This window comes from Pseudomonas sp. CK-NBRI-02 (assembly GCF_008124495.1).
In the GTDB taxonomy this organism is placed as follows: domain Bacteria; phylum Pseudomonadota; class Gammaproteobacteria; order Pseudomonadales; family Pseudomonadaceae; genus Aquipseudomonas; species Aquipseudomonas guariconensis.
Genome location: NZ_VSJH01000042.1, coordinates 140,030 through 162,723, shown reverse-complemented (window position 1 = coordinate 162,723; position 22,694 = coordinate 140,030). Strand labels below are relative to the sequence as shown.

At 64.3% G+C, this 22,694-nt stretch carries 20 protein-coding genes; 7 read left to right on the top strand and 13 right to left on the bottom strand.

Annotated elements, in window-relative coordinates; genetic code table 11:
• Positions 1 to 179: 179 nt before the first annotated feature.
• A complete protein-coding gene (locus tag DQ397_RS24100; protein ID WP_043206985.1) occupies positions 180 to 2,378 on the bottom strand; it encodes an OsmC domain/YcaO domain-containing protein in 2,199 nt (732 codons plus the stop codon).
• A 402-nt stretch (positions 2,379 to 2,780) separates the two neighbouring features.
• Here DQ397_RS24100 and DQ397_RS24095 point away from each other — a divergent pair, with 402 nt between their 5' ends.
• Positions 2,781 to 3,962, top strand: a complete 1,182-nt coding sequence (locus tag DQ397_RS24095; RefSeq protein ID WP_043206988.1) for a GGDEF domain-containing protein — start codon at positions 2,781 to 2,783, stop codon at positions 3,960 to 3,962.
• Here DQ397_RS24095 and DQ397_RS24090 read toward each other — a convergent pair.
• A complete protein-coding gene (locus DQ397_RS24090; RefSeq protein ID WP_043206989.1) occupies positions 3,959 to 4,876 on the bottom strand; it encodes a LysR family transcriptional regulator in 918 nt (305 codons plus the stop codon). The genes DQ397_RS24095 and DQ397_RS24090 overlap by 4 nt on opposite strands.
• Positions 4,877 to 4,981: 105 nt before the next feature.
• Between DQ397_RS24090 and DQ397_RS24085 the strand changes: the two genes are divergently transcribed.
• On the top strand, positions 4,982 to 6,727 hold the full coding sequence (locus DQ397_RS24085; protein WP_043206992.1) for an amidohydrolase: 1,746 nt from the start codon (positions 4,982 to 4,984) through the stop codon (positions 6,725 to 6,727).
• Between the two features lie 95 nt (positions 6,728 to 6,822).
• On the top strand, positions 6,823 to 7,554 hold the full coding sequence (locus DQ397_RS24080; protein WP_043206993.1) for a TorF family putative porin: 732 nt from the start codon (positions 6,823 to 6,825) through the stop codon (positions 7,552 to 7,554).
• 224 nt (positions 7,555 to 7,778) lie between these two features.
• On the opposite strand, the gene DQ397_RS24075 is transcribed toward DQ397_RS24080, so the two are convergent.
• The 8 genes from DQ397_RS24075 to DQ397_RS24040 form a co-directional block, all read right to left on the bottom strand.
• Positions 7,779 to 8,669 carry a DUF2950 domain-containing protein gene (locus DQ397_RS24075; protein WP_043206996.1) on the bottom strand — a complete coding sequence of 297 codons (891 nt, stop codon included), beginning with the start codon at positions 8,667 to 8,669 and terminating at the stop codon, positions 7,779 to 7,781.
• Positions 8,666 to 10,054 carry a DUF3300 domain-containing protein gene (locus tag DQ397_RS24070; protein ID WP_043206998.1) on the bottom strand — a complete coding sequence of 463 codons (1,389 nt, stop codon included), beginning with the start codon at positions 10,052 to 10,054 and terminating at the stop codon, positions 8,666 to 8,668. The genes DQ397_RS24075 and DQ397_RS24070 overlap by 4 nt, the downstream gene beginning before the upstream one ends.
• 41 nt (positions 10,055 to 10,095) lie before the next feature.
• Positions 10,096 to 11,130 (bottom strand): DUF2955 domain-containing protein, encoded by a 1,035-nt coding sequence (locus DQ397_RS24065; protein ID WP_043207000.1) that lies wholly within the window; start codon positions 11,128 to 11,130, stop codon positions 10,096 to 10,098.
• On the bottom strand, positions 11,120 to 12,220 hold the full coding sequence (locus DQ397_RS24060) for an HlyD family secretion protein (protein ID WP_043207002.1): 1,101 nt from the start codon (positions 12,218 to 12,220) through the stop codon (positions 11,120 to 11,122). The genes DQ397_RS24065 and DQ397_RS24060 overlap by 11 nt, the downstream gene beginning before the upstream one ends.
• On the bottom strand, positions 12,217 to 13,734 hold the full coding sequence (locus DQ397_RS24055; protein WP_043207005.1) for an efflux transporter outer membrane subunit: 1,518 nt from the start codon (positions 13,732 to 13,734) through the stop codon (positions 12,217 to 12,219). The genes DQ397_RS24060 and DQ397_RS24055 overlap by 4 nt, the downstream gene beginning before the upstream one ends.
• A gap of 13 nt (positions 13,735 to 13,747) precedes the next feature.
• Positions 13,748 to 14,845 carry an AI-2E family transporter gene (locus tag DQ397_RS24050; protein WP_043207007.1) on the bottom strand — a complete coding sequence of 366 codons (1,098 nt, stop codon included), beginning with the start codon at positions 14,843 to 14,845 and terminating at the stop codon, positions 13,748 to 13,750.
• A gap of 66 nt (positions 14,846 to 14,911) precedes the next feature.
• On the bottom strand, positions 14,912 to 16,672 hold the full coding sequence (locus DQ397_RS24045; protein WP_080642050.1) for a monovalent cation:proton antiporter-2 (CPA2) family protein: 1,761 nt from the start codon (positions 16,670 to 16,672) through the stop codon (positions 14,912 to 14,914).
• A 225-nt stretch (positions 16,673 to 16,897) separates the two neighbouring features.
• Positions 16,898 to 17,368: a YMGG-like glycine zipper-containing protein gene (locus DQ397_RS24040; RefSeq protein WP_043207008.1), complete on the bottom strand. Its 471-nt coding sequence runs from the start codon at positions 17,366 to 17,368 to the stop codon at positions 16,898 to 16,900.
• 209 nt (positions 17,369 to 17,577) lie between these two features.
• Between DQ397_RS24040 and DQ397_RS24035 the strand changes: the two genes are divergently transcribed.
• Positions 17,578 to 17,982, top strand: coding sequence for a hypothetical protein (locus tag DQ397_RS24035; protein WP_043207010.1), 405 nt, complete (start codon positions 17,578 to 17,580; stop codon positions 17,980 to 17,982).
• A gap of 18 nt (positions 17,983 to 18,000) precedes the next feature.
• Here DQ397_RS24035 and DQ397_RS24030 read toward each other — a convergent pair whose 3' ends face one another.
• On the bottom strand, positions 18,001 to 18,912 hold the full coding sequence (locus DQ397_RS24030) for an ATP-binding protein (RefSeq protein WP_052352369.1): 912 nt from the start codon (positions 18,910 to 18,912) through the stop codon (positions 18,001 to 18,003).
• 92 nt (positions 18,913 to 19,004) lie between these two features.
• Here DQ397_RS24030 and DQ397_RS24025 point away from each other — a divergent pair, with 92 nt between their 5' ends.
• On the top strand, positions 19,005 to 19,787 hold the full coding sequence (locus DQ397_RS24025; protein ID WP_052352371.1) for a helix-turn-helix domain-containing protein: 783 nt from the start codon (positions 19,005 to 19,007) through the stop codon (positions 19,785 to 19,787).
• A gap of 33 nt (positions 19,788 to 19,820) precedes the next feature.
• Here the strand turns inward: DQ397_RS24025 and DQ397_RS24020 are convergent, their stop codons facing one another.
• Complete coding sequence (locus DQ397_RS24020; RefSeq protein WP_043207012.1) at positions 19,821 to 20,255, bottom strand: anti-virulence regulator CigR family protein; 435 nt, start codon at positions 20,253 to 20,255, stop codon at positions 19,821 to 19,823.
• Between the two features lie 173 nt (positions 20,256 to 20,428).
• On the opposite strand from DQ397_RS24020, the gene DQ397_RS24015 reads away from it, so the two are divergent.
• Positions 20,429 to 20,899 carry a hypothetical protein gene (locus DQ397_RS24015; RefSeq protein ID WP_043207013.1) on the top strand — a complete coding sequence of 157 codons (471 nt, stop codon included), beginning with the start codon at positions 20,429 to 20,431 and terminating at the stop codon, positions 20,897 to 20,899.
• 200 nt (positions 20,900 to 21,099) lie between these two features.
• Positions 21,100 to 21,846 (top strand): aspartate/glutamate racemase family protein, encoded by a 747-nt coding sequence (locus DQ397_RS24010; protein ID WP_052352373.1) that lies wholly within the window; start codon positions 21,100 to 21,102, stop codon positions 21,844 to 21,846.
• Here the strand turns inward: DQ397_RS24010 and DQ397_RS24005 are convergent.
• Complete coding sequence (locus DQ397_RS24005; protein WP_052352375.1) at positions 21,843 to 22,694, bottom strand: LysR family transcriptional regulator; 852 nt, start codon at positions 22,692 to 22,694, stop codon at positions 21,843 to 21,845. The two genes, DQ397_RS24010 and DQ397_RS24005, sit on opposite strands and share 4 nt — an antisense overlap.

Sequence of the window (22,694 nt, the reverse complement as noted above, 5' to 3'; positions counted from 1 at the left end):
GCCTTTGTGCAGCGTGTTCTGCGCGGGTAACCCACTCCCACAGGATCGGTGCCGATCCGATGGGAGCGGGTTCATCCGCAAAAACTGTGCGAGGAGGACTACGGCGTCTGCGGGAGCGGCGAAGGGCCGCGAAAAGGGGCGCACCGCGCCCCCGGTAGCCACCAAGGCTGGCGACTGGCTTAGCGCAGGGTCACCTTGGCCCGGGCGCTGTGCAGCTTCTTGTAGCTGTCGATCAAGCGCAGGTGGCGGTCGAGGCCTTCGAGCTTCATGCTCGTCGGTGTCAGGCCATGGAAACGAACGCTGCCATCGACCGAACCCAGTACCGCATCCATGCGCGCATCGCCGAACATGCGGCGGAAGTTGGCTTCGTAATCGGCCAGCTCCAAGTCCTCGTCCAGTTCCACTTCCAGCACCACGTTCAAGGCCTGGTAGAACAGCCCGCGCTCGACGGTGTTGTCGTTGAACTGCAGGAAGGTCTCCACCAGTTCCTTCGCCGCCTCGAACTGCTCCAGGGCGAGGTAGATCAGCAGCTTGAGCTCCAGGATGGTCAACTGCCCCCAGACCGTGTTGTCGTCGAACTCGACGCCGATCAAGGTGGTGATGTCGGTGTAGTCGTCCAGCTCGCTCTCTTCCAGCCGCTCGACCAGCGCCGCCAGGGCGTCATCGTCCAGGCTGTGCAAGTTGAGGATGTCGGCACGGAACAACAGGGCCTTGTTGGTGTTGTCCCAGATCAGGTCATCCACCGGATAGATTTCCGAGTAGCCCGGCACCAGGATGCGGCAGGCAGTTGCACCGAGGTGCTCGTACACCGCCATGTACACTTCTTTGCCCATGCCCTCGAGAATGCCGAACAACGTGGCGGCCTCCTCGGCGTTGGAATCCTCGCCGTGGCCGGAGAAGTCCCACTCGACGAATTCGAAGTCGGCCTTGGCGCTGAAGAAGCGCCAGGACACCACACCGCTCGAATCGATGAAGTGCTCGACGAAGTTGTTCGGCTCGGTCACCGCATGGCTGGAGAAGGTCGGTTGAGGCAGATCGTTCAGGCCCTCGAAGCTGCGCCCCTGCAACAGCTCGGTCAGACTGCGCTCCAGCGCCACTTCAAAGCTTGGGTGTGCACCGAAGGACGCGAACACACCGCCAGTACGCGGGTTCATCAAGGTGACGCACATCACCGGGAATTCACCGCCGAGCGAGGCGTCCTTGACCAGTACCGGGAAACCCTGCTCCTCGAGCCCCTGGATACCGGCCAGGATAGCGGGGTATTTGGCCAGTACCTCCTGCGGCACATCCGGCAATGCCAGCTCGCCTTCGAGGATTTCGCGCTTGACCGCCCGCTCGAAGATTTCCGACAGGCACTGCACCTGCGCTTCAGCCAGGGTATTGCCGGCGCTCATGCCGTTGCTCAGGAACAGGTTCTCGACCAGGTTGGACGGGAAATACACCACCTGGCCGTCGGACTGACGCACATAGGGCAGCGAGCAAATGCCACGCTCGACGTTGCCAGAGTTGGTGTCGTAAAGGTGCGAGCCACGCAGCTCGCCTTCAGGGTTGTAGATTTCCAGGCAGTACGGGTCGAGGATCTCCGCTGGCAGCGCGTCTTTGCGGCCCGGCTTGAACCAGCGCTCGTCCGGGTAATGCACGAACGGCGCGTTGGCGATGTCCTCGCCCCAGAACTGATCGTTGTAGAAGAAGTTGCAGTTCAGGCGTTCGATGAACTCGCCCAGGGCCGACGCCAGGGCGCTCTCCTTGGTCGCGCCCTTGCCGTTGGTGAAGCACATTGGCGAGTGGGCATCGCGGATGTGCAGCGACCATACGTTGGGCACGATGTTGCGCCAGGAGGCGATCTCGATCTTCATGCCCAGACCGGCCAGGATCTGCGACATGTTGGCGATGGTCTGCTCCAGTGGCAGGTCCTTGCCTGGGATATAGGTGCTCGCGCTCGGGTCGGTGTCCACCATCAGCAATGCCTGGGCATCGGCATCGAGGTTCTCCACCTCTTCGATGACGAACTCAGGACCGGTCTGCACGACCTTCTTCACCGTGCATCGCTCGATCGAACGCAAGATGCCCTGGCGGTCTTTTTCGCTGATGTCCGCCGGCAGTTCCACTTGGATCTTGAAGATCTGTTTATAGCGGTTTTCCGGATCGACAATATTATTCTGAGACAGACGAATATTATCGGTCGGAATGTTTCGTGTATTGCAGTACAACTTTACAAAGTACGCCGCACACAAGGCCGAAGAGGCCAGGAAATAATCGAACGGCCCCGGTGCCGAACCATCGCCCTTATAGCGAATCGGCTGGTCGGCCACGACCGTGAAGTCATCAAACTTGGCTTCAAGTCGAAGGTTGTCGAGAAAGTTGACCTTGATTTCCATGCGGGGGATACCGTGATAACGAGCAAAACGAAAATGGCGGCCATTATCCGGTTTTTCCCCGCGAAAGTCTTGTGCTTTTCGGCCGTGGGCGCGGCGCCCGGCAGGCCAGGCGCAGGGCGCCTCCCGGCTTGTTCAGGCTCGCTCCCGGGCCTGCATGCACCGTGCTTGGTCACCTGCGCAAGCCCGACCAACCGGCCCGGCATAATGCTTCCCCGAACAATGAACAGATTGTTTAAAAATACTTTTTCCCGAGAGTACGCCATCCGTGAGCTTATTCTTGCGACATTAACGACAGCCCCACCCATAACGAATTTAATAACTTTCCGCACATTGGCAAACTGCCACGCTGGCGCTTAACATGGCAAAACTGATGGACCTGCCGCCGAGCCCAAAGGACTTCCCGTGCTCTTGAGTATTCCCACCCTCATTCTCGTCACCGTCTTCCTGCTCGGTCTGATGGGCACACTCACCCTGCACACCTGGGCGCGTGGCAAACGTGAGCGGCCGCTGGGTTATCTGGGCGCGATGTTGTTGCTGGCCTCGGTGGGCGTCGCCTTGATCAGCCTGCGCGAGCGCGGCTACGACCTCGTTCCCCTGGTGCTGGGCAATATCGTGCTGTTGTTGTCAGCCGCACTGGGCTGGACAGCCATGCGCACCCTGGCCGGGCGCGCGCCCTACTTGCCCGGCATTGCCATGGGTGTGGTGGTGTGGCTGCTGTTCTGCTTCACGCCGGTGTTCTACGACTCGCTGTCACTGCGCATCACGGTGTATTCGACCCTTGCCGCGGCCTACTCGGGCCTGGGCATCGTCGAGCTGTGGCGCAGCCGCAATCGCCTGGACATGGCGTACCTGCCGGCCCTGTTGATCCTGGGCATGCACACCATCTTCTACCTCGTGCGCCTCATCGTCGATGAAGGCCTCTCGCTGGAAAACGCCTTGTCCGGCAGTGGCGATGGCGCACGGTTCTTTGCCGTCATGCTGTTCGAGTCGATGCTCTATGCCACCGGCATCGCTTATATCACCCTGGCAATGGTCAAGGAGCAGGCCGAGAAGAAGTACAAAACGGCCGCCAACACCGACGAGTTGACGGGCATCGGCAACCGCCGGGCATTCATCACCCAGGGTGAGCAGATCCTGGCCGAGGCCAAACGCACCCACACCCCCATCACCCTGCTGCTGTTCGACCTGGACCATTTCAAACGCCTCAATGACAGCCTCGGTCACCAGGCAGGCGACCAGGCGTTGATCGCCTTCAGTCAGCTGGCGACCCGCAACCTGCGCCACGGCGATGTGTTCGGCCGGATCGGCGGCGAGGAATTCGCCTGCCTTCTGCCCGGTGCGGGGGAGCAGATCGCGACCCTGGTCGCGCAGAACATTCGTCAGCGCTTTCACAGCGCTGCACTGCCCACGCCAGGGAGTCTGAGCGTCAGCATCGGCGTCGTCACCAGCGAGGCCGCAGGCTACGAACTCTCGCGCCTGCTGGCGCTGGCGGACGACGCGCTGTATGCCGCCAAGGCCGCGGGACGCAACCGTGTCCATGTGTTCGAGCACAGCGCAGCCAACGAGCCGGCCATCGAAGGCTAGGCCAACCCCATGCGCTCCAGGTATGCCGCCAGGTACTCGATGAACGCCAGCACCTTCCCCGTCGCTCGCCGATGGCTGGGGTACACCGCCAGGATCTTCGGCCCGAAGGCGTCGGGGTCGATCGCGTAGTCTTCCATCAAGCGCACCAGGCGCCCATCGGCCAGATAGGGCGCGCCACTCCACAGCGGCACATGAAACAACCCGCCACCGGCCAGCGCGCTGGCCAGCAGCAGGTCGTAGTTGTCGCTTTCCAGTCGAGCATGGGTGGGCTGCAGCAGGCTCAGACGTTCGCCGTCCTTCTCTACCCACCAGTAGGTGCGGCTCAGGGCGGCATGGCGATACAACAGCCAGTCGTGCTGATCGAGGGTCTGGGGTGTGACCGGTATCGGGTTGCGCGCCAGGTAGTCGGGGCTCGCGCACAGCGTCAGGCGGTTGCGGCCGACCTCCCTGGCGATCAACCCGGGCAAGTCGTTGTGCCCTTCGCGCAGGGCCAGGTCGTAGCCGCTTTCCACCAGGTCGACGAAGTCATCGGAGAGGTCCACGCGCAGGCGGATCTGCGGATAGTCGCGCAGAAACTGTGAGCACACCTGTTCCAGAAAGGCCCGCCCATAGGCCAGCGGCGCCGTCAGCCGCAGGATCCCATGCAAGCCATGTTGCATCTGCCCCACCACTTCGCCGACTTCATGCATGCGCATGAGCACCTGGCGCGCGGTTTCCAGGTAGACCTTGCCGGCTTCGGTCAGCACCGTGCGCCGCGTGCTGCGCTCGAACAGCCGCACGCCCAGGTCATCCTCCAGATGGCTCACGGCTTTGGTCAGGGCCGACGGGGTCTTGCCCAATTGCTCGGCGGCGCGGCTGAAACTGCCGTGCTCGGCAGTGGCGACGAACATGGTGATGGCGGCGAACTTGTCCATGGTTTTTCCATTCAGGAAAAAAGCTTTTGCGCATTTCGGGCGTTCTGCCTGCCCGGGCCAGCCGTTAGTCTCGCCAACAGCCCCCAAAAAACAAGAGGTTTTGCAATGAGACGTTTCACGCCTACGTTGCTGTCCGTGGCGCTGGCCTTTGCCTCGATGGATTCGATGGCCGCTGTGGATCTGGTGCTGCTCAATGGCAAGCTGTACACCGCCGACCCCGCCCACCCGTCTGCACAGGCCATGGCCGTACAGGACGGCAAAGTGCTCAAAGTAGGCACCGATGCCCAGATCAAGGCTCTGGCCGGCAGCACGACCCAAGTCATCGACCTGGGCGGAAAGCGGGTCATGCCGGGGATGATCGACAGCCACTCCCACGCCATCTTCGGTGGCCTGGAGCTGTCGGCAGCCAGCCTGGCCGATGAGGAGAACGTGCCCACCGCGGAGCTGGAAAAACGCTTGCGCGCCTGGCGTGACGACGGCACAGCCCGCCAGGGCGATGTGCTGACCGTGGTCGGGGTGAGCTCCACCTACTGGGCCAAGGCCGAGGAGCTGGGCGCGACCTTCAACCACGGCGAGTGGGCAAAGGTCCCGGTGGTGTTCATTGGCAGCGACCACCACACCGCCTGGGCCAACCAGGCCATGCTCGACCGCGCCGGTATCGACGCCAGGCTCCTGGCCACCCTGCCCGCCGCCGAACGCGACACCCTGGGCAAGAAACAAGACGGCACACCCAATGGCTTTGCCGTGGATGCAGGCTGGGACCGCATCAGCGCCGCCATGCCCTCCCCCAGCGCCGACGCCCTGCTGCACGCCGCCGACGCTGCGGTGAAATACAACAACGCCTTCGGCATCACCGCCTGGATGGACCCGGCCGCCAACGCCGCACCTGGGGAGTCGGTGTTCAGCCTCCAGCCCACGGAAAAATCCATCGGCGTACTGCCGGCCTACAAGGCCCTGGCCGAGAAAGGCCAGTTGAATGCCCATGTCGCTGCGCTGCTGGTGGCCAACCCCAAGAGCCTGCCGGCCGATCTCGACACCTTGGACAAAGTTCGCCAGCAGTTCCAGGGCATCCCCAACCTGACACTGCCCGGCATCAAGATATTCGCCGACGGCGTGGTGGAATACCCGGCGCAAAGCGCGGCGATGCTCGAGCCCTACAGCAATTCCCACAAAACCGGAGAGCTCTTGATCGACCCGACGCATTTCGGCGAGCTGGTCAGTGCCGCCGACGCCCGAGGCTGGCTGGTACATATCCACGCCATCGGTGACCGGGCGGTACGCGAATCGCTCAACGGCATCGCCCAAGCGCGCAAGGACCGCCAGAGTGGCGTCACCCACTCCATCACTCATCTGCAACTGGTGAACCCCACCGAGTTCGCCCGCTTCAAGCCCTTGAACGTGATCGCCTCGATGCAGCTGCTCTGGGCCTCGGGCGACGAATACACCTTGGACATGGTCAAGCCCTACGTCAGCCCCCATGTCTTCCCCTACCAGTACCCTGCCCATTCGCTGCTCAGCCACGGCGCCACCATCGCCGGGGCCAGCGACTGGTCGGTTTCCTCGCCCAACCCGTGGCTGGCCATTCACCAGGCCATCACCCGCGAAGGCCCCAAGGGCGTGCTTAACCCAAAGGAGCGCATCGACCGCCAGACCATGTTCCAGGCCTACACCCTCAACGCCGCACGCACCATTGGCCTGGACAAGCAGATCGGCTCGCTCACGCCCGGCAAGCAAGCCGACTTCATCGTGCTCGACCGCGATGTGCTCACCGTCGCCGACAATGACCTGGCCGACACCCGCGTCCTGCAGACCTGGTTCGGCGGCCGCGAAGTCTACAAAGCCGAACACTGACTCCCTCTGCACCACGCCAAGCTCCCGGGCTACCCGGGAGCCAGGCCGCGCTTTGCCCGCACCTGCCAGAACAATCACAACAAACAGGTACCTTCATGCGCCGCATCCTGCTCATTGCCTCGACCCTGGCCCCCTTGACCAGCCAAGCCGTATCCCTGAGTGATGACTTCTACCTGGAGATCGAACCCGCTCTGGTCAGCGATTACCGTACCCGCGGCATCTCCCAGACCCAGAACGACCCCGCCGCCCAACTCGCCATCACCCTGCAGCACACCAGCGGCCTGTATCTCGGCGCCTGGACCTCCAATGTGGACTTTGGCTTCGGCACCCAGACCCGCCAGGAGGTGGACTACTACGCCGGCTGGTACTGGCAGGCCACCGATGAAGTCAGCCTGGATGTGGGCTATCTCAAGTACACCTACCCCAAGTCGAGCCTGTACAACCTCAGCGACTACTACGCCGCCCTCACCGTCTACGGCGTGACCCTGGGAGCGAACTACTCCAACGACACCGGCAGCGCCCTGGGCGATGACCAGGACACCCTCTACAGCTACGTGGCCTACGAAACCGCCCTGCCGCTGGAGATCGGCTTGCAGCTGCGTTACGGGCGCATGGACTTCAAGGATCCGATGTACACGGCCGGCGATGGCAAGACATCGTCCGACCACCACGAATGGGAAGTGAAGCTGACCCGTGAACTGGCTGGGCTGACCTGGAGTTTGTCGTACATCGACACCGACCTGTCCAAGACCGAGTGCGCCAGCAGCTATGGGTTCGATGACCTGTGTTCGGCGACCTGGGTAGGGAGTGCGAGCAAGAAGTTCTGAATCAGGACTGCACAGGCAGCCCCGGCACCCTGTCGTTGCGTTGCCTGTAGGGACACTTTCGCCGGTGAGCCCGCAGCCGCACAGAGGCCTGCCTCTCGCCTGCGACTGTAGATACGCCGGCGCTTCGAAAAAAATAGCCAGGCCAAGAAGTGGGCTTCGGCAATTGCCGACGTATCGCTGCACAGCTCGGCCCAGGGCTCAGCCTGCGCTTTCAGTGCCAGCCCTCACTCGGCTGGGTCTACCTTCACCACCTGCCAGCTGTCGTCCGGGTCGAAGCGCTTCATCGCCTTGGCGACCTTCTCGCCATCAGGCCCCAGGTCCTTGTCGAACACCTGGCCGTCATGGCTGATCATGAAGCTCATCACCCCCGTCTCGTTGTACTTGGCAGGCCAGGCGATAAGCGCAAAGCCTCGGCTCATCTGGTCGCCGATCAGGTAGCTGTACGCGCCGCCAGGTGCCGACGGGCCCTGGCCATCGAGAATGCGAAAGTGGTAGCCATACCAGTCATCGCCGACTACGTCCTGACCGAACAGCGGGCCCAGCGGGCTGATCTGGCCGTCGCCTTCGTCCGCCCAGTAGAGGCCGTCGTGCTTGCCTGGGCTGCTGAAGATTTTCTGGGCGTACTCGAGCGCACCGTTGCCGTTGCGATCCTGGGTGGCGTAGTCCATCTGCGCGTCGTGATACGCCAGCACCGACTGCAAAGCCGCCAGCTCATTGCGGCCAATGCGCCGCGCACGGATCTCGGCGCTGCCGGCCTTCAGATCGAAGCGCCAACCGCCATTGCCTTTGACCAGCGGGATCGGCAAGGTCCAGGGGGCGTTGCCCACTGCCAGAATCGCCTTGCGCTCGCCGTCTGGCTCGATGCGGTGTCGTTCGCGGTACTGCTGCAAGAACGCATCCACGTCGCTGCGCTGCACGCCCCCGCGGGGAATGTAGTTACGCCAGTCTTCGCCGAGCAGCTGCGCCAGGCGCGCTTCGTCGGGGTGCTCCACACCCAGGGCCTGGACGAAGGCCTCGACGGCTTTTTCCGGCGTCGGGAAGGCCTGCTGGGCCGAGGCGATGCACGACCAGGCAAGGCCTGTGGCCCATAGTCCCATAAGCAACTTGAGGTTCATCGCCGCCCTCCTCCCCTGCGCATCGGCGCACTGACCGGTCTGGACACCGGACGTCCCGCCGCCCGCGCGGAACTGGGCCGCTGGGCGAACGACTGGCTCAACCGTCCACGGTTGGCCTGAACGTTGGCTCGCGACGGCGAGCGAACGCCATCGAAAGCATTGTTGCGGGCCCGCCCGGCCGAGGCCGTAGGCCGCTTGTGCGCAGCCTGGCGGAGCTGGCCATCGCCTTGGCGACGGTCGGCTACCCGGGGTGCGTTCGTCGCACCTTGCAGGCGATGGCCAGCCTGGGCTTCGCGTGCCCGTTCACGGGCCTCGCGGTTGGTGGTGGCCGGACGTTCGATGCCGTGCCGGTCCATCGAAGCCCGGGCGCGTTCTCGGGCCTCGGCGCGCTGGGCATCGTCACCCCGATACGCGGCGCGCTGGCGGGCGCCGTCCAGTTGCCGGCCGTATTGCTCGCGGCTCCTGGCATCGCGATAGGGCACACCATCGCGATGCACGGCGTTGTGCTGCCACTTGTTCTGGCTGTTGTCGATGCGGTTTTCGATGTTGTTGATGTTGTTGTAGCGATCGACATCGATATCGATGTCGTGATCGTCCCAGTCGCAGTCGCCCCACAGCGAATTGATGATCGCCACGCCAGTGCCGAAGGCCAACCCCGCCACCAGCGCTGAACCTGCGTAATAGGCCGGCGGCGGTGGGTAGTACACCGGCGCAGAGGCGGGGTACTGCCACGTGCCGTAGGTGGTGTTGGGGTTGTAGCTGGGCACGTAGACCACTTGCGGGTCGGCCGGCTCGATGATGATGGTGGTGTTGCCGGCCGCTGCGCTCTGGCCGGTACCGCCGGCGGAGGACGGCGCGGGCGCGGCCTGCACGGTCACGTTCTGGTACTGGTTGCTCTGCAGGTTACCGGCTGCCTGAGCTTGGTGACGCAAGCGCTGCACGCTGTTCATGACGTCGTCGGGCTGGGCCAGGAAGGCATCTCCCAGACGCTGCACCCAGACCGGGTCTTGGCCCAAGGTCACCAGCACCTGCGGAAAGGCCACCAGCGCCTGCACGCTGGGGTCCCAGGTCTGCCCGGCCACCTGCTTGACCGCCTCGTCGCCCTTGAGCGTGCTGTTGGCCTTGGACCAGGTCACCGCCTCGGCGACCTCGCCCGGGTAGGTGGCCGCCATGAGCACTTGTGCCAGCAGCGCATCGGGGTACAGCGCGATGGGCGCGAGCATCTGATCCAACTGCTCCTGGGTGAACACGGCCGCCTTGGCGGCGCCCGTGCTCGGCGCCGGCTCGCCAGCCGGGGCAGGCGCTGTCGTCGCCGTCTGGGCGAGGCTCGCCGTGCCGCCTAGGCACAACATCATTGTGATGACGCCTAGCATTGGAACGCGCATTGCACCTCCCGCAAAGGCCTATCGCCTGAAATGACTGTGCGTTAAGGGTAGCGCTGCACCTGCGATTTACCACGTCGCGCACGCCGGCTGTCGATCCACACCAGCATGGCGCTGGCATACAGCGAAACCGCCAGGAACAACGCCATGCGCACCGCGAACGCACGGTACACGTCCTGGCCTGCCACGCTGTCCTGCACCGACTGCCCGAGCAAGATCAGCATGGTCGTCAGGCAACTGACCCAGAACGCCGGTCCATGCCGGCTGCCGATCACCGCATACAGCCGCCGGGCCTGCCACAGGGCAAACAGCAGCCCCCACAGAAAGAACATCCACAGATGGACGAACAAGCTGAGCGCACCCCACAGCACAATCGCCAGCAGCCCGGCCAGCAACGTCGAGCCAATCAGTTCGCGGGCGGCCTGGCGGGCATCGGTCTGGTCTGCCTGTTGGCCGAGGCTGACCGCCTTCATGATCAGCGGCATGAAGCGGTCCGGTGCGATCAGCGCCAGCACGAACGCCGGCATGACAATCAGCGTCGCGCGCAGGGCGATCCAGCTCGCCTCATCGGGGCCCAAGCGCGGCGGCACTGGCGCAGCCGCCACGTCGGCCGGCTCGGGGAACAACACATGGGCCACCGCACAGCCGATGACCGCCAGCAGCATGCCCTTGGCCAGTGCCTCGACCACCGACAACGCCAGGGTGAAATCGCTGGTCCCTGCCGCGGCGATCATGGTCAAGCCGATCACCAGCAGGTTCGCCAGCAGCCCGTTGCCGCCGCGCAAGGCGTAGCGGAACACCGCGAACAAACCAACACCCACCAGCAGGACGCCGCTCAGCGGCGCATGGCGCAGCAGCGGAATCAGCAACAGGCCACTTCCACAGCTGAGCAACACCATCAGCGCCAGCACCGGCGCCGCACGCAGCCCCAGTGCCTGGCTGCGCATGGCCAGCAACAGCACGGCGAACACCGGCGCCAGGATCGGCACCGGCATGTCCAGGCCGAAGCTCGCCGCCAGGCACAGTGCCGTGCCCCAGGCCAGGCGCAGCGCCCGCAGGCGACGCAGTTCAATAGGCATAGGACAACCAGCTCATCACCCACATGAACACCCGGCCCAGCAGGTTGAGTGGGTTGCCCTCCCCTGGCAGCGCCATGATCTCGGCCTGGCCACCGACCCGCAGGTTGCTCACGTTCAGCCGCCCATCGCGCTCCAGCTCGACGATCACCGGGAAGCGCTGCGCCGAACGCAGCCACTCGCGGCTGTTCTGCACCTGGGGCAGCGAACCTGGCGGCGGGCTCTGGCCGACGCTTACGCCATAGCCGATGCTGCGTACCCGTCCGTGCAGCAACTCGCCGGGCAAGGCATCGAGCACCACCAGCACCGGGGTGCCCGGGCGCAGGTGGCCCAGGTTGTTCTCGGTCATGTCGGCGCTGATCCACAGGTCGTGGATGGCGATCAAGGTCATCACCGGGCTGCCGGCGCCGACATAATGGCCGACATCGGTGCGCAGGTCGGTGATCAATCCATCGGAGTCGGCCCGCACTGCGGTGCGTGCCAGGTCCAACCGAGCCTTTTCGACGTTGGCCACCGCGCTGCGCACCTGGGCGTTGTCCGCCTCTTGTCCGCCCTGCTGCTCGCGGGCGCGCTCGACTTCGGCGCGGGCTGCGGCCACTTGGCTGCTGGCCTGCTCGCGGCTGGCCTGGGCGCCCTCCAGGCGTCGCACGGACACCGTGCCCGGGTCTTCCCGATACAGGCGTGCCAGGCGCTCGGCGTCCTGGCGGGCCTTGCGCTCGTTGGCCTGGGCGGCAGCCAGCGAAGCCTGGGCGGCGTCGATGCCGGCCGTATGGGCGCCGATCTGCCGGCGCACCGTATCGAGCTCGGCCTCGGCCCGCGCCAGGGCGATGCGGTATTGCGCCTGGTCCAGTTCGAACAGCACCTCGCCCTTGCGCACTTCCTGGTTGTTGCCCACCGCCACCCGCTTCACCTGCCCGGCCACCTCGGCACTGACCGGCACCACATAGGCCTGCAGCCGTGCCTGCTGGGTATAGGGTGTGAAACGGTCGGCGAGCACATACCAAAGTAGGCTCACGAGAATCAGCAGCAAGACCCAGCGCATGCCCCGGTCGGGCTTGGCGGGTGTCGGCGAAGGGGCTGGGGCATCGCTCATTTCGGCTCACCTATGTCGTTGCGCGCTGGGGCGGGGTTGTCGAGCAGATCCCCCCAGTCGGTGCGTTGCTGCATGTGTTGGCGGGTGTCGGGGGCGATGGGCGCACGGTGCGGATCCCAGCCGCCACCGAGGGCTTTGTACAGGGCCACCAGGCTGCCGACCGCATTGCCACGGCTCACCAGGTAGCTGTCCTGCTGTTGCAGCAATAGTTGCTGGGCATCGAGCACCCGCTGGAAATCGGCAAAGCCCTCACGGTACTGGGACGTGGCCAATTCCAACGAGCGTTGCGCGGCCTGGGAGGCCTGCTGACGAACCTCGGCACTTTGCAGCGAGCGCACCAGCCCGCTGGCCGCATCGTCGGCCTCGCGAGCGGCCTCGCGCACATCGCGCTGGTACAACTCGATCAACTGCTGAAGGCGCGCATCTTCCACGCGCACGGCGTTCTTGCGCCGGCCATAGTCGAACGGGTTCCAGATCAGGCTGGGGCCGGCGGCGAGCTGGAAGCTGTCGGGCAGATGGCTGGCCGAGACGAACGTCCAGCCAATGCTGCCCAACAGGCTCAGCGATGGGTACAAGTCGGCCTCGGCCACGCCCACCAGCGCCGATTGCGCCGCCACCGCCTGTTCGGCAGCGCGGATGTCCGGGCGGCGCTGCAGTAGGCTCGCCGGCACGTCCTGCAGGATCGCCCGGTCAGGCAGCGGCAACTGCCCGTGGCCGCTCGCCAATTCAGGCAATGGCCCAGGTGGTCGGCCCAGCAATGCGCACAGCACGTTACGCAGGGCGTTGAGCTGGTTTTCCAGCTCTGGAATGCTGGCCTGGGTGGCCAGGAACTGGGTGCGGGCTTGCTGCCAGTCGAGTTCGTCGTTCTCGCCATGGCGGAACAGCCGTTCGGTGATCTGCAAGCTGCGCGCCTGGCGCTGGGCGTTCTCCTGGGCGATGTCCAGGCGGGCCTCGACGGTACGCAGGCTGAAATAGGTATCGGCCACCTGCGCCCGCAACAGCACCATAGCATCGGCGTAGTTGGCCTGGGAGGCAAAATACAGCGCGTCGGCCGACTCGATGGCGCGGCTGAAGCGCCCCCAGAAGTCCACTTCCCAGGCAATGTCGAAGCCCAGGCTGGATTGCCAGAACACCGAGTCCCGGGCCGTGGGGGTACCGGACTGGTCCTGTTTGAGGTAAAGGCTCTCGCCACGCAGCTGCTGCACCTGGGGGTAGCGCCCGGTCTGGGCGATGGCCAACTGCGCGCGCGCCTCAGCGATGCGCAGGCCGGCCACGCGCAGGTCGGTGTTATGTGCATCGGCTTCGGCGATCAGCGCATCGAGCATCGGGTCGGCGAATACCGCCCACCACTGGCGTAGGTCCGGCGATGCCGCCGGGTGGGTGGCCTGCTCCAGCAAGGGGGTATTCCAGGTGTCCAGCCAGGGTGTCGGCACGGGTTTGAAATCCGGGCCGACCTGGGTGCAACCGCCCAAGGCGGCCAGGCTCAGTGCACAGCAAAAAACACGTTTGACCATGGCAAGCCCTGGTTCAATACGTCTTGTCGACGGGCGTTTCGGGCACTTGCTGCGCGACCCACTGCCAGAACAGGTTGTAGGTCACGGCCAGGATCACCGGGCCGATGAACAGGCCAATGATGCCCTTGACCACCATGCCACCCAGCGCACCGATCAGCACCACCGGCATCGGCACGTCCACGCCACGCCCCAGCAACAAGGGCTTGAGCACGTTGTCGGCAAGGCCGGCGACGAAGGTGTAGATGGCGAACACGATGGTGCCGACCGTGAAACCTTCGGTGCTCAAGACGTAGGCGATCACCGGCAGCGTGATCAGCGTCGCAGGCGCCTGGGCAATACCCAGCATGAGGATGGCGATGGCCAGGATGCCTGCGCCTGGCACCCCCTTGATCACGAAGCCGACACCGATCAGCAGCATCTGGATGAACGCGATGCCGATCACGCCCTGGGCCACCGCACGGATGGTGGCGGTGCACAGCTTGGCGATGGGCTTGCCCTGAGCTTCGCCTGAGACCCGCATGGCGATGCGTTGCGCCGCCCATTCACCGCGCTCGCCAAAGGCCATGATCACCCCTGAGATGATGATCGCCGCAATAAACAGCAAGAACGCGCCGCCAGCACTGGCGATGGCCCCGAGCAGCAACCGGCCGGCATCCTTGAGGTACGGCATCAGGTTGTTCAGCACCCCGCTCAGGCTTTCGGAGGCCGACAGCCAGAGGGCATACACCCGTGGCCCCACCAATGGCCAGGTGGCGACCGACTCTGGCGGCGCCGGCACGCTCCAGGCGCCGCTCTTGAGCAGTGTCACCAGGCTCTCGACCGACTCGCCGAGGGACACCACCACCAAGTAAATCGGCACCAGGAGCACCAGCAGGACCAACAGCACCACCAGTGTCGCCGCATGGCCGTCCTTCAAGCCGCTGGCACGCTTGATCCGTTGCTGCAACGGGTACAGCGTGACCGCCAGGATCACTGCCCAGAGCATCAGTTCGAGAAATGGCTGGAACACCTGAAAGGCGAAAATCACCAAGCCTGCCACCAACCCCGCCTTGATGAGCACATCCAGCAATCCCCGCGACAGGGCGCTGTCCAGTTTGAAACTCGGCTGCATGAATCACCTCCGGGCCGCCGTGGGCGGGTCGAACAGTCGGTGCGCCGATTGGCGCGATGTTGGTCGTCAATCCGGCGGTCGGTGGTCGTCTGCCGAACCGTCATCGTCCTCGAGCCTTTCACTGGACGCGCGTCGTTGGTAAAGCTCCAGCAGCCATCGCTGCTCCTGGTGCTGGTAGCGCCGCACCCAGGCAGCGGCCTGGGCTTCGTCCTGGCCCAGGGCGATGAAGGCGCGACGCGCCATTTCAAGGCTGGAATGGAAGGTTTCGCGGACCGGGCTCGCGCCCAGCTCGAGCAGATGCAGGACATCCCGATGATCGCGTACGGAGGCGATGACTGGGGTATGCGGGTACTGCTGGGCGAGCAGGTCCACGGTCTTGAGATTGACCTGCGGATCGTCGGTGGCGACGATCACCAGTTCGGCCTCGCCGACCTTGGCCGCGCGCAGGATCTGCGAGCGCGACGGGTCGCCATAGAACACCGGCGGGCCTTGTTTGTCGGCTTGGCGTCCGAAGGTTTCGACCGAGGTATCCAGGGCTACCAGGCGTACACCTTCGGCGTGCAGCATCCTGGCGATGGCGCGCCCCATGCGGCCCATGCCGGCCACCACCACCTGCGGCGCTTCATCCACTGCCGGCAGCGTGTCCGGGGCCTCCAATACCGGCCGCTCTTCACGCAGCTGACGCGCCAGCGCCATCATCACCAGCGGCACCACCGCCATCGACAAGGTGATGGCCAGCACCAGCAGGTCGTGCACCTGTTGCGCCAACAATTGATGATCCAGCGCCAGCTTGAACACCACGAAGGCGAACTCGCCCCCCGACGCCAGCACCACCGCCAGGCACAGCGCCTGGGCACAGCTCAGGCCGCCGGCCCAACGTCCCAGGCCAAACAGCACAGGCAGCTTGATGCCCACCAGCAACAGGGTCAGCCCCAGCACTTGCAGGGGGAAACCCAGCAGCAATCGCAGGTCGGCGGTCATGCCGACGCCGACGAAGAACAGCCCCAGCAGTAGCCCCTTGAGCGGCTCGATCTGGGATTCGAGCTCGTGACGAAAGGGAGACTCAGCCATCAGCACACCGGCCAAAAATGCACCCAGCGCCATCGATACGCCCACGTGCTCCATCACCCAGGCCGTCCCCAACACCACCAGCAGCGCCGTGGCGGTGGAAAGCTCGTGCAGCCCCGACTTGGCCACCCAGAGAAACACCGGCCGCAGCAGGTAACGCCCTCCGATGATCACGATGCCGATACCAATCGCCACCGCCAGCAATGGCCGGGTGCCCTCGGCCGTAGTCGTCGCGCCACCGGCGAGCAACGGCACCACGGCAATCAAGGGGATGGCGGCGATGTCTTGGAACAACAGGATCCCCACGGCCAAGCGCCCATGTGGCTTGTTCAGGTCCTTGCGCTCGGCCAGTACCTGAAGGCCGAACGCGGTGGACGACAATGCAAGGCCCACGCCGAGTACCACCGCCGCCGCAGGCGACTGGTCGAACAGCACAAAGGCGAGCCCTCCCAGAACCAGCGCAGTGAGGCCCACCTGCAACGAGCCGACGCCGAACAGCGACTTGCGCATCGTCCACAATTTACGCGGCGACAATTCAAGGCCGATGATGAACAACAGCATCACCACGCCCATCTCCGAGAGCCGTGCGACGTTGTGGGGATTGTCGATCAACCCCAACACCGAAGGGCCGATCACGATACCTGCGAGCAGATAACCAGGTACGGCGCCCAACTTCAGGCGCTGGAGCAGAGGAACCAGAAGCACCACAGCCAACAGAAAGACTACCGTCGCCTGCAACAGGCTGCCGTCATGAGGCATTTCCCTCCCCCTTGCTCGAATGCCAGGCAATCGCCCGCGCGAAGTCGATTGCCTGAGTCCCGCCAGTCAAGATGGAATTGAGTATGGGTGATTAATGGCCGTTTGCTTGTCGCAGGTTTTTATTTTCCGCGCAGGGTTTACAGACGCGCATCGCCCCCCTGCCGCTGTCTGCTCGGGGCAGTCGATATGTAAGGCCACACGGCCTGTTGCGACGCGTCATCGACCTCAAGGGCTGACCTGATAGCCACGTCCCTGCAGGCAGCTGCTGTAGGCGCTGGCGTGGGCGGAGTCCTGGGCTTGGTTCTGGCTGCGGCGGTCCTGCCGGCGCTCCTGACGCTGGCGCATTCCACCGACTGCCGCCCCCGCTGCGGCCACTTCGCCGGCGCGGTTCTGTCGGTATTGCGCTTTGGCATCGTCACCGGCCCGGTCATAGAGTTCCTCGTGCTGCCGGCCACGGACCTCGGCACCCACCGCCCCTGCCGCCGCCCCGGCTGCCGCGCCACGCACGCGGCCCCCGACATGGGCCTCGGACGAGGTGCCGGCGCTGTTGGCCGCGTTGTTGGCCACACCATTGCAGTAGTCCATGTCCTGTTGCATCTGCTGGCTGCTCTGGCCATTGAGCGGCACGACGCTCTGGGCGCTGACGGGCCCTGCGAGCAACATCAACCCCAGGCAACACCCTGTGAACGTACGCATGGCACACCTCCTCGAAAGAAAGCCCCAACGTTTCAGAATAGTGCCCGCGCGAGTTCACTGGGTTCGTGGGCAAAATCATTCGGGCCCTCGCCTAGAACTTTTTGCTATTTATCGGTCTATGTGAGGGAGCTCAGCTCGATAAACGCGGCTCACCGCTGTTTAAGCCCCATGGCCGCGATCCCAATGTCATTCAGAGGTTGTCTTTGCTCATGAAAATCAACGTCCCACGAATGGTGCTCCTTGGCCTGTTCGCGTTCGCGTCGATGGGCTCGGCATCTGCTTCACCGATGAAAGCGGCAAGCCCAGCGCCCGCCGCCCCGATCACGACCCCTCGGGTGGTCGAGAACCCTTGGCCGAGCCTGGCCAGCCTGACCGATAAGCAACAAGGCCCGATGCTCGCCCACGACGACCGCTACTGGCGAGACGGCCGCTGGCACGACAGACGGGACGATTGGCGCCGTGCCCAATGGCGCCGCGAGCAGGCCCGCCGGGAGGCCGAGCGTCGTCACGAGTGGGAACGCCGTCACTACCGCGCCCGTTACGAACACGATCACCGTTACTACGATCACGACCGACGCTATTACGGGCGTGATCAGCGCTATTACCGTCGTTAAGCGCCTCACGCCCTGATATCAGGGCGTGTCCTGGCTCCAGCGTCCGGCGTAGTCCCGGGCAAACTGCGCGGCGATGCGCCCGGAACGCGAGCCGCGCTGAGTGGCCCAGCGAACCGCGTGCACATGGGCCTGCTCGATGGCATGCGCAGGCACACCGTAGAACGCCAGCCACTGGTTCACCGCGTTCAGGTATTCGTCCGGCGAGAAGCCGTAGAACGAAATCCACAGCCCGAAGCGCTCGGACAGCGACACTTTCTCTTCAATCTCTTCCCCTGGGTGCAGTGCACCGTTCTCGCCGCGGGTCATGGACAGGTTGTCCGAGGCGCGTTCGGCAATCAGGTGCCGGCGGTTGGACGTGGCGTAGATCAGCACGTTCGACGAATGCTCGGCCACCGAACCGTCCAGGGCGGTCTTCAGACGTTTGTAACCGATATCCCCTTCCTCGAACGACAAGTCATCGCAGAACAGGATGAAGTATCCAGGCTGGTGACTGACGATCTCGATGACCTCGGGCAGGTCCCCGATATTTTCCTTGTCGATCTCCACCAGCTTGAGCCCACGCGAGTGGAACTCGTTGAGGCACGCCTTGACCAGCGAGGACTTGCCCGTGCCCCTGGAGCCGGTCAGCAACACATTGTTGGCTGGCTTGCCGTCGAGAAACTGCTGGGTATTCTGGCGGATCAGCGCCTTTTGCCGGTCGACGTTCTGCAGTTGATCGAAGCCGATGAGCATGGGCCGCCTGACCGGTACCAAGGTGGCGCGATGGCCGCCCTGGCTGGCCCGGTACTGCCATTGGTAGGCGATGGCATCGGGGTCCAGGACGGGCACGGGTGGAGGCGCGAATGCGCGTTCCAGGGAATCGGCGATGCGCTTGAGCTGCGCAAGGACCTGCTGGGAGAAATCGGCCGGGTCAGGCAAAGGCGTGTTCATGAGCGAAGGCACACAGGGCGAGGGTATGAGGCGCCATGATGCTAAGCTGGCGCGCTCCCGTCTAACGACTGATGGACACAAATCGTCGAATAATGGACAACAAGACCCCGATCGCGACCCAGCATTTCCTCCCACCTGACCGGGAAGTGGCCACGCTGGCCCTGGATCTGGCGGACGGCACCTGCATCGAAACCCACCGACACCCCCATGGGCAGTTGCTCTACACCACCCAGGGCACGTTGATGGTCAACACCCATCAGGGGTGCTGGGTGGTGCCTTGCAATTACGGATTGTGGATTCCCGCCGAGGTCGCCCACTGGACACGCAGCCTCGGTGCCACCTGTATCCGCACGCTTTATTTCGCGCCACAGCGCACCCCGGGCATGCCTAACGAGTGCGCGGTCTACGCCATCTCCAATCTGGTGCGCGAATTGATCATCGAGACCTCGGGCATGGACCTGGAGATTGCCAAAGGTAGCCGGCATGCCCGCCTGGTCGGGTTGCTGCTCGATGAACTGGCGCTCGCCAGAGTCTCGGCGATCTACCTGCCGCGCCCCAGGGGACAGCGCCTTCAAGCGCTGTGCCAGCACCTTGTCCAGAACAGGACGCTGGACTGGGGGCTGGCCGAGTGCGCCGGCTTCCTTGGCTTGAACATCAAGACTGTGCAGCGCTGGTTCCATGAGGATGTGGGCATGAGTTTCGGTACATGGCGCAAACAGGCGCGGCTGTTGATCGCGCTGGACAGGCTTGCCCAAGGCCACAACATTCTCGACGTCTCGCTGGATGCCGGCTATTCCACGCCTAGCGCGTTCACGGCGATGTTCAAACGGGAATTCGGGCAGCCCCCGCGCACTTTCCAGCAGCCACGCCGCTGAGCTTGCAAGGCGGCGTGGCAGCGCCAGGGCGGATCAATCCAGCACGTTGATCAGCACTTCATAGATCAGGCCCGTGGCGATCGTGACCAGCAGCAAGTCGGTGCCCGCCTGGCGCCACTCATAGCCGTCATAGTGAGGCAGCCGGCCAATCAGGCGCCCATCGAGCTTCTTGGCGATGCCCGGCGGAAGCGGCTTGCCGCGTGCCAGATTCTTCCGCACGCCAGGCGGCAGGTCTGCTCCCGGGCTCCAGTAGCCGCGATTATCGTCGAGGATGACCCGAATGCCCCCGATGTCTATCTGCGGGCCACCGCGCCAGTCGTTGCCGCCGCCCGGATTCTGATGACCTTGATTACCGTGCTGCATGTTTTTGCCGTGGCCATTGCCCTTGCCTGGGTCGGCCAGCACTGGGGGCGCGCCCAGCAAGGCCAGCCCCAGCGTGGTGGCGAGCAGTGTGTTGAGTCTGGACATTGCATCTGTCTCCTTACTTGAGAATGCCGCTACTGAGCGTAGCGCCCATCAACAGAACCCGACAGCGAAAACTTGGCACCGGCGTGCCTGCATTTCGTCGCCAGGCCGTGAACTCAGTGGCCTGGACGATGTCATATCGGCATCCCAATCCCGCCCCTGGAGGCGATTCGATCATGAAGAAAACCCTGGTAGTTGCAGCAGTGTGCGCGTTCGCGCTTGGTGCTACAGCCATACTGCCCGCTGACCTTTCCCCGATTGGTTCGGTTTATGCCAAGGGTGGCGGCGGCGGCGGCGGCGGCGGTCATGGTGGTGGCGGCGGTCATGGCGGCGGCGGCGGTCACGGCGGTGGCCATGGCGGCGGCAAGGGCGGGCTGGGCGGCAACCATGGCAGCAACAGCAATGGCGCCAACGAGGGTGGTCTGCATGCCGGCAAAGCCACCCGCGACCACGGCGTGAGCGGCAAGCATTACGGCCAGGACAGAAATGACAGCGAAGGGCATGGCTCGGTGACCTCCGGAGTCGCACACTCCAAGGAAACCCGCGGCCTGGACAAGGCCCGAGCGATCTCCGACACCACGCCGGGTAGTCACAACACCAAAGGCTTGGACAACGCAGTCCACTCCTCCACCAAGAACGATCGCTGATCAGGCTCGCTCCGCGACGAGCGCCTGGCTCACCGAGGTACCTGGACATCGCCCGATGCCCAGGTACCTGGCGCCACCTTTGCCCTCATTCATCGCAGATCGCGATGGACCTGCCGAAACACACCGTCAGTCGTGCGTTTGTCCCTCCGCTATGATGCGGACCGGGCACCAAATAGCACTGACTGCCGGGAGATCAGGTCATGAAGCAGCACCAGACGGGTATCGATTTCACTCAGCCACCGCAGCGCCGCCCTCGCCTGGGCTTGATCGCGCTGGCGTCGGATGTGCTGGTCGAGCGTGACTTCTGGCGCATGGGCCTGGCGGCCGGCGTCGATATCGTGACCACGCGGATCGCGCAATCGATGCCACTGACGCCCACCACGCTCGCGCGGCTCGAAGACGGCATCCCGGACGCCATGGGTTTGCTGCTGCCTGAAGCACAACTCGATGCCATCGTCTTCGCCTGTACTTCCGGCTCCGCGATCATCGGACCCGCGAAAATCGCCGGGCAAATCGCTGCCTTGCGTCCCGGCGTGCCGGTCACCAATCCAGCGACCGCCGCCGTGGAAGCTTTGAAGTACCTGGGATGCAGCAAGATCGCATTCATCGCGCCCTATACCGAGGATGTCGCCGAGATCACCAGCGGGGTATTCGCTGAGGCCGGCATCGGTTTTTCCGATCGTCTGTGCTTTGGCCTGACCAGCGACGTGCAGATCGCCACTCCGGGGCTGGCGCATTATCGACGTGCCATCGCTCAGATGGATATCGCCACCGCCGATGCACTTTTCCTCTCCTGCACCACCGCTGCCACGCTGGACTTGATCGCACCGCTGGAGGCGCAAACAGGGCTGCCGGTGATCACCTCGAACCAGGCAGCCTTCTGGCATGCACTGCGTTGCATGGGCCGTACGCCCTCCATGACCGGCTTCGGCAAGCTGCTTTGCTAGTTTCCATCGGCCTGCAAGGCCTCGCGCAGGGTCGCGAGCAACTGCTGCACGATGACCGGCGGTTCGCGGTGAGCAGTCTTGAACTGCCCATGCACGATGGGCAGCCTGGGCAACCGCGGATGATGCAGCTTCACAAGATCATCAGGGCAGTCTTCCTCGGGGATGGCAGCAATGGCAAGGCCACTGCGCACCGCCGTGCGAATGCCTTCGAGCGTGTTGCAGTCATACACCGAACGCCACGGCACACCCGCCTGGTCCAGCGCCGTGAAAGCCTCGCGAAAGTACAGGCAATGCCCTGAAATATGCGCCAGCGGCAGGACCTCGGCCTGGTCCAGGTCAAAGCCCGGCAGGCCGATCCACACCAGCTGGGAGGGGCATAGATCTGCCACCTGCCCTTCCTGCAACGGCTCGCGCATCAGCGCAGCATCGAGAAAGCCATCGGCGAGCGCCCGGCTGTGCTCGTAGGACAACCCCGAGGTGACCTTGATGGTCACCTTCGGGCGCATGGCCATGAAGGTTTGCAGCACCGGCGCCAGGCGCGAGAACAGGTGATATTCATCCGGCAGCCCGAGCTTGATCGTGCCGCCCATACGCGCGGGGCAGAACTCTTCCTCGATCCGGTCGATGACCTGCAGCAAGGTGGTGACATGGGTGAGCAGCACGTCACCGGCCGTGGTCAGCTGGCAACTGCGAGTGGTACGCCGGAAAAGCTGGGTCTGCAGGTAGTCCTCGAGCTTGGCGATATGCCCGCTGACCGTGGACTGGCTGGCATTGAGCAGACGCGCTGCCTCGCTGAAGCTCCCCACCGAGGCCACTTTGTAGAAACTGCGCAGCAGGACGGTATCCAT

Bases quoted from the DNA above. Each gene is read 5' to 3' on its own strand.
- DQ397_RS24100 (WP_043206985.1), bottom strand. From the start codon at position 2,378: ATGGAAATCAAGGTCAACTTTCTCGACAACCTTCGACTTGAAGCCAAG.
- DQ397_RS24090 (WP_043206989.1), bottom strand. From the start codon at position 4,876: ATGGACAAGTTCGCCGCCATCACCATGTTCGTCGCCACTGCCGAGCAC.
- DQ397_RS24085 (WP_043206992.1), top strand. From the start codon at position 4,982: ATGAGACGTTTCACGCCTACGTTGCTGTCCGTGGCGCTGGCCTTTGCC.
- DQ397_RS24080 (WP_043206993.1), top strand. From the start codon at position 6,823: ATGCGCCGCATCCTGCTCATTGCCTCGACCCTGGCCCCCTTGACCAGC.
- DQ397_RS24075 (WP_043206996.1), bottom strand. From the start codon at position 8,669: ATGAACCTCAAGTTGCTTATGGGACTATGGGCCACAGGCCTTGCCTGG.
- DQ397_RS24070 (WP_043206998.1), bottom strand. From the start codon at position 10,054: ATGCGCGTTCCAATGCTAGGCGTCATCACAATGATGTTGTGCCTAGGC.
- DQ397_RS24065 (WP_043207000.1), bottom strand. From the start codon at position 11,130: ATGCCTATTGAACTGCGTCGCCTGCGGGCGCTGCGCCTGGCCTGGGGC.
- DQ397_RS24060 (WP_043207002.1), bottom strand. From the start codon at position 12,220: ATGAGCGATGCCCCAGCCCCTTCGCCGACACCCGCCAAGCCCGACCGG.
- DQ397_RS24055 (WP_043207005.1), bottom strand. From the start codon at position 13,734: ATGGTCAAACGTGTTTTTTGCTGTGCACTGAGCCTGGCCGCCTTGGGC.
- DQ397_RS24050 (WP_043207007.1), bottom strand. From the start codon at position 14,845: ATGCAGCCGAGTTTCAAACTGGACAGCGCCCTGTCGCGGGGATTGCTG.
- DQ397_RS24045 (WP_080642050.1), bottom strand. From the start codon at position 16,672: ATGCCTCATGACGGCAGCCTGTTGCAGGCGACGGTAGTCTTTCTGTTG.
- DQ397_RS24040 (WP_043207008.1), bottom strand. From the start codon at position 17,368: ATGCGTACGTTCACAGGGTGTTGCCTGGGGTTGATGTTGCTCGCAGGG.
- DQ397_RS24035 (WP_043207010.1), top strand. From the start codon at position 17,578: ATGAAAATCAACGTCCCACGAATGGTGCTCCTTGGCCTGTTCGCGTTC.
- DQ397_RS24030 (WP_052352369.1), bottom strand. From the start codon at position 18,912: ATGAACACGCCTTTGCCTGACCCGGCCGATTTCTCCCAGCAGGTCCTT.
- DQ397_RS24025 (WP_052352371.1), top strand. From the start codon at position 19,005: ATGGACAACAAGACCCCGATCGCGACCCAGCATTTCCTCCCACCTGAC.
- DQ397_RS24020 (WP_043207012.1), bottom strand. From the start codon at position 20,255: ATGTCCAGACTCAACACACTGCTCGCCACCACGCTGGGGCTGGCCTTG.
- DQ397_RS24015 (WP_043207013.1), top strand. From the start codon at position 20,429: ATGAAGAAAACCCTGGTAGTTGCAGCAGTGTGCGCGTTCGCGCTTGGT.
- DQ397_RS24010 (WP_052352373.1), top strand. From the start codon at position 21,100: ATGAAGCAGCACCAGACGGGTATCGATTTCACTCAGCCACCGCAGCGC.
- DQ397_RS24005 (WP_052352375.1), bottom strand. From the start codon at position 22,694: ATGGATACCGTCCTGCTGCGCAGTTTCTACAAAGTGGCCTCGGTGGGG.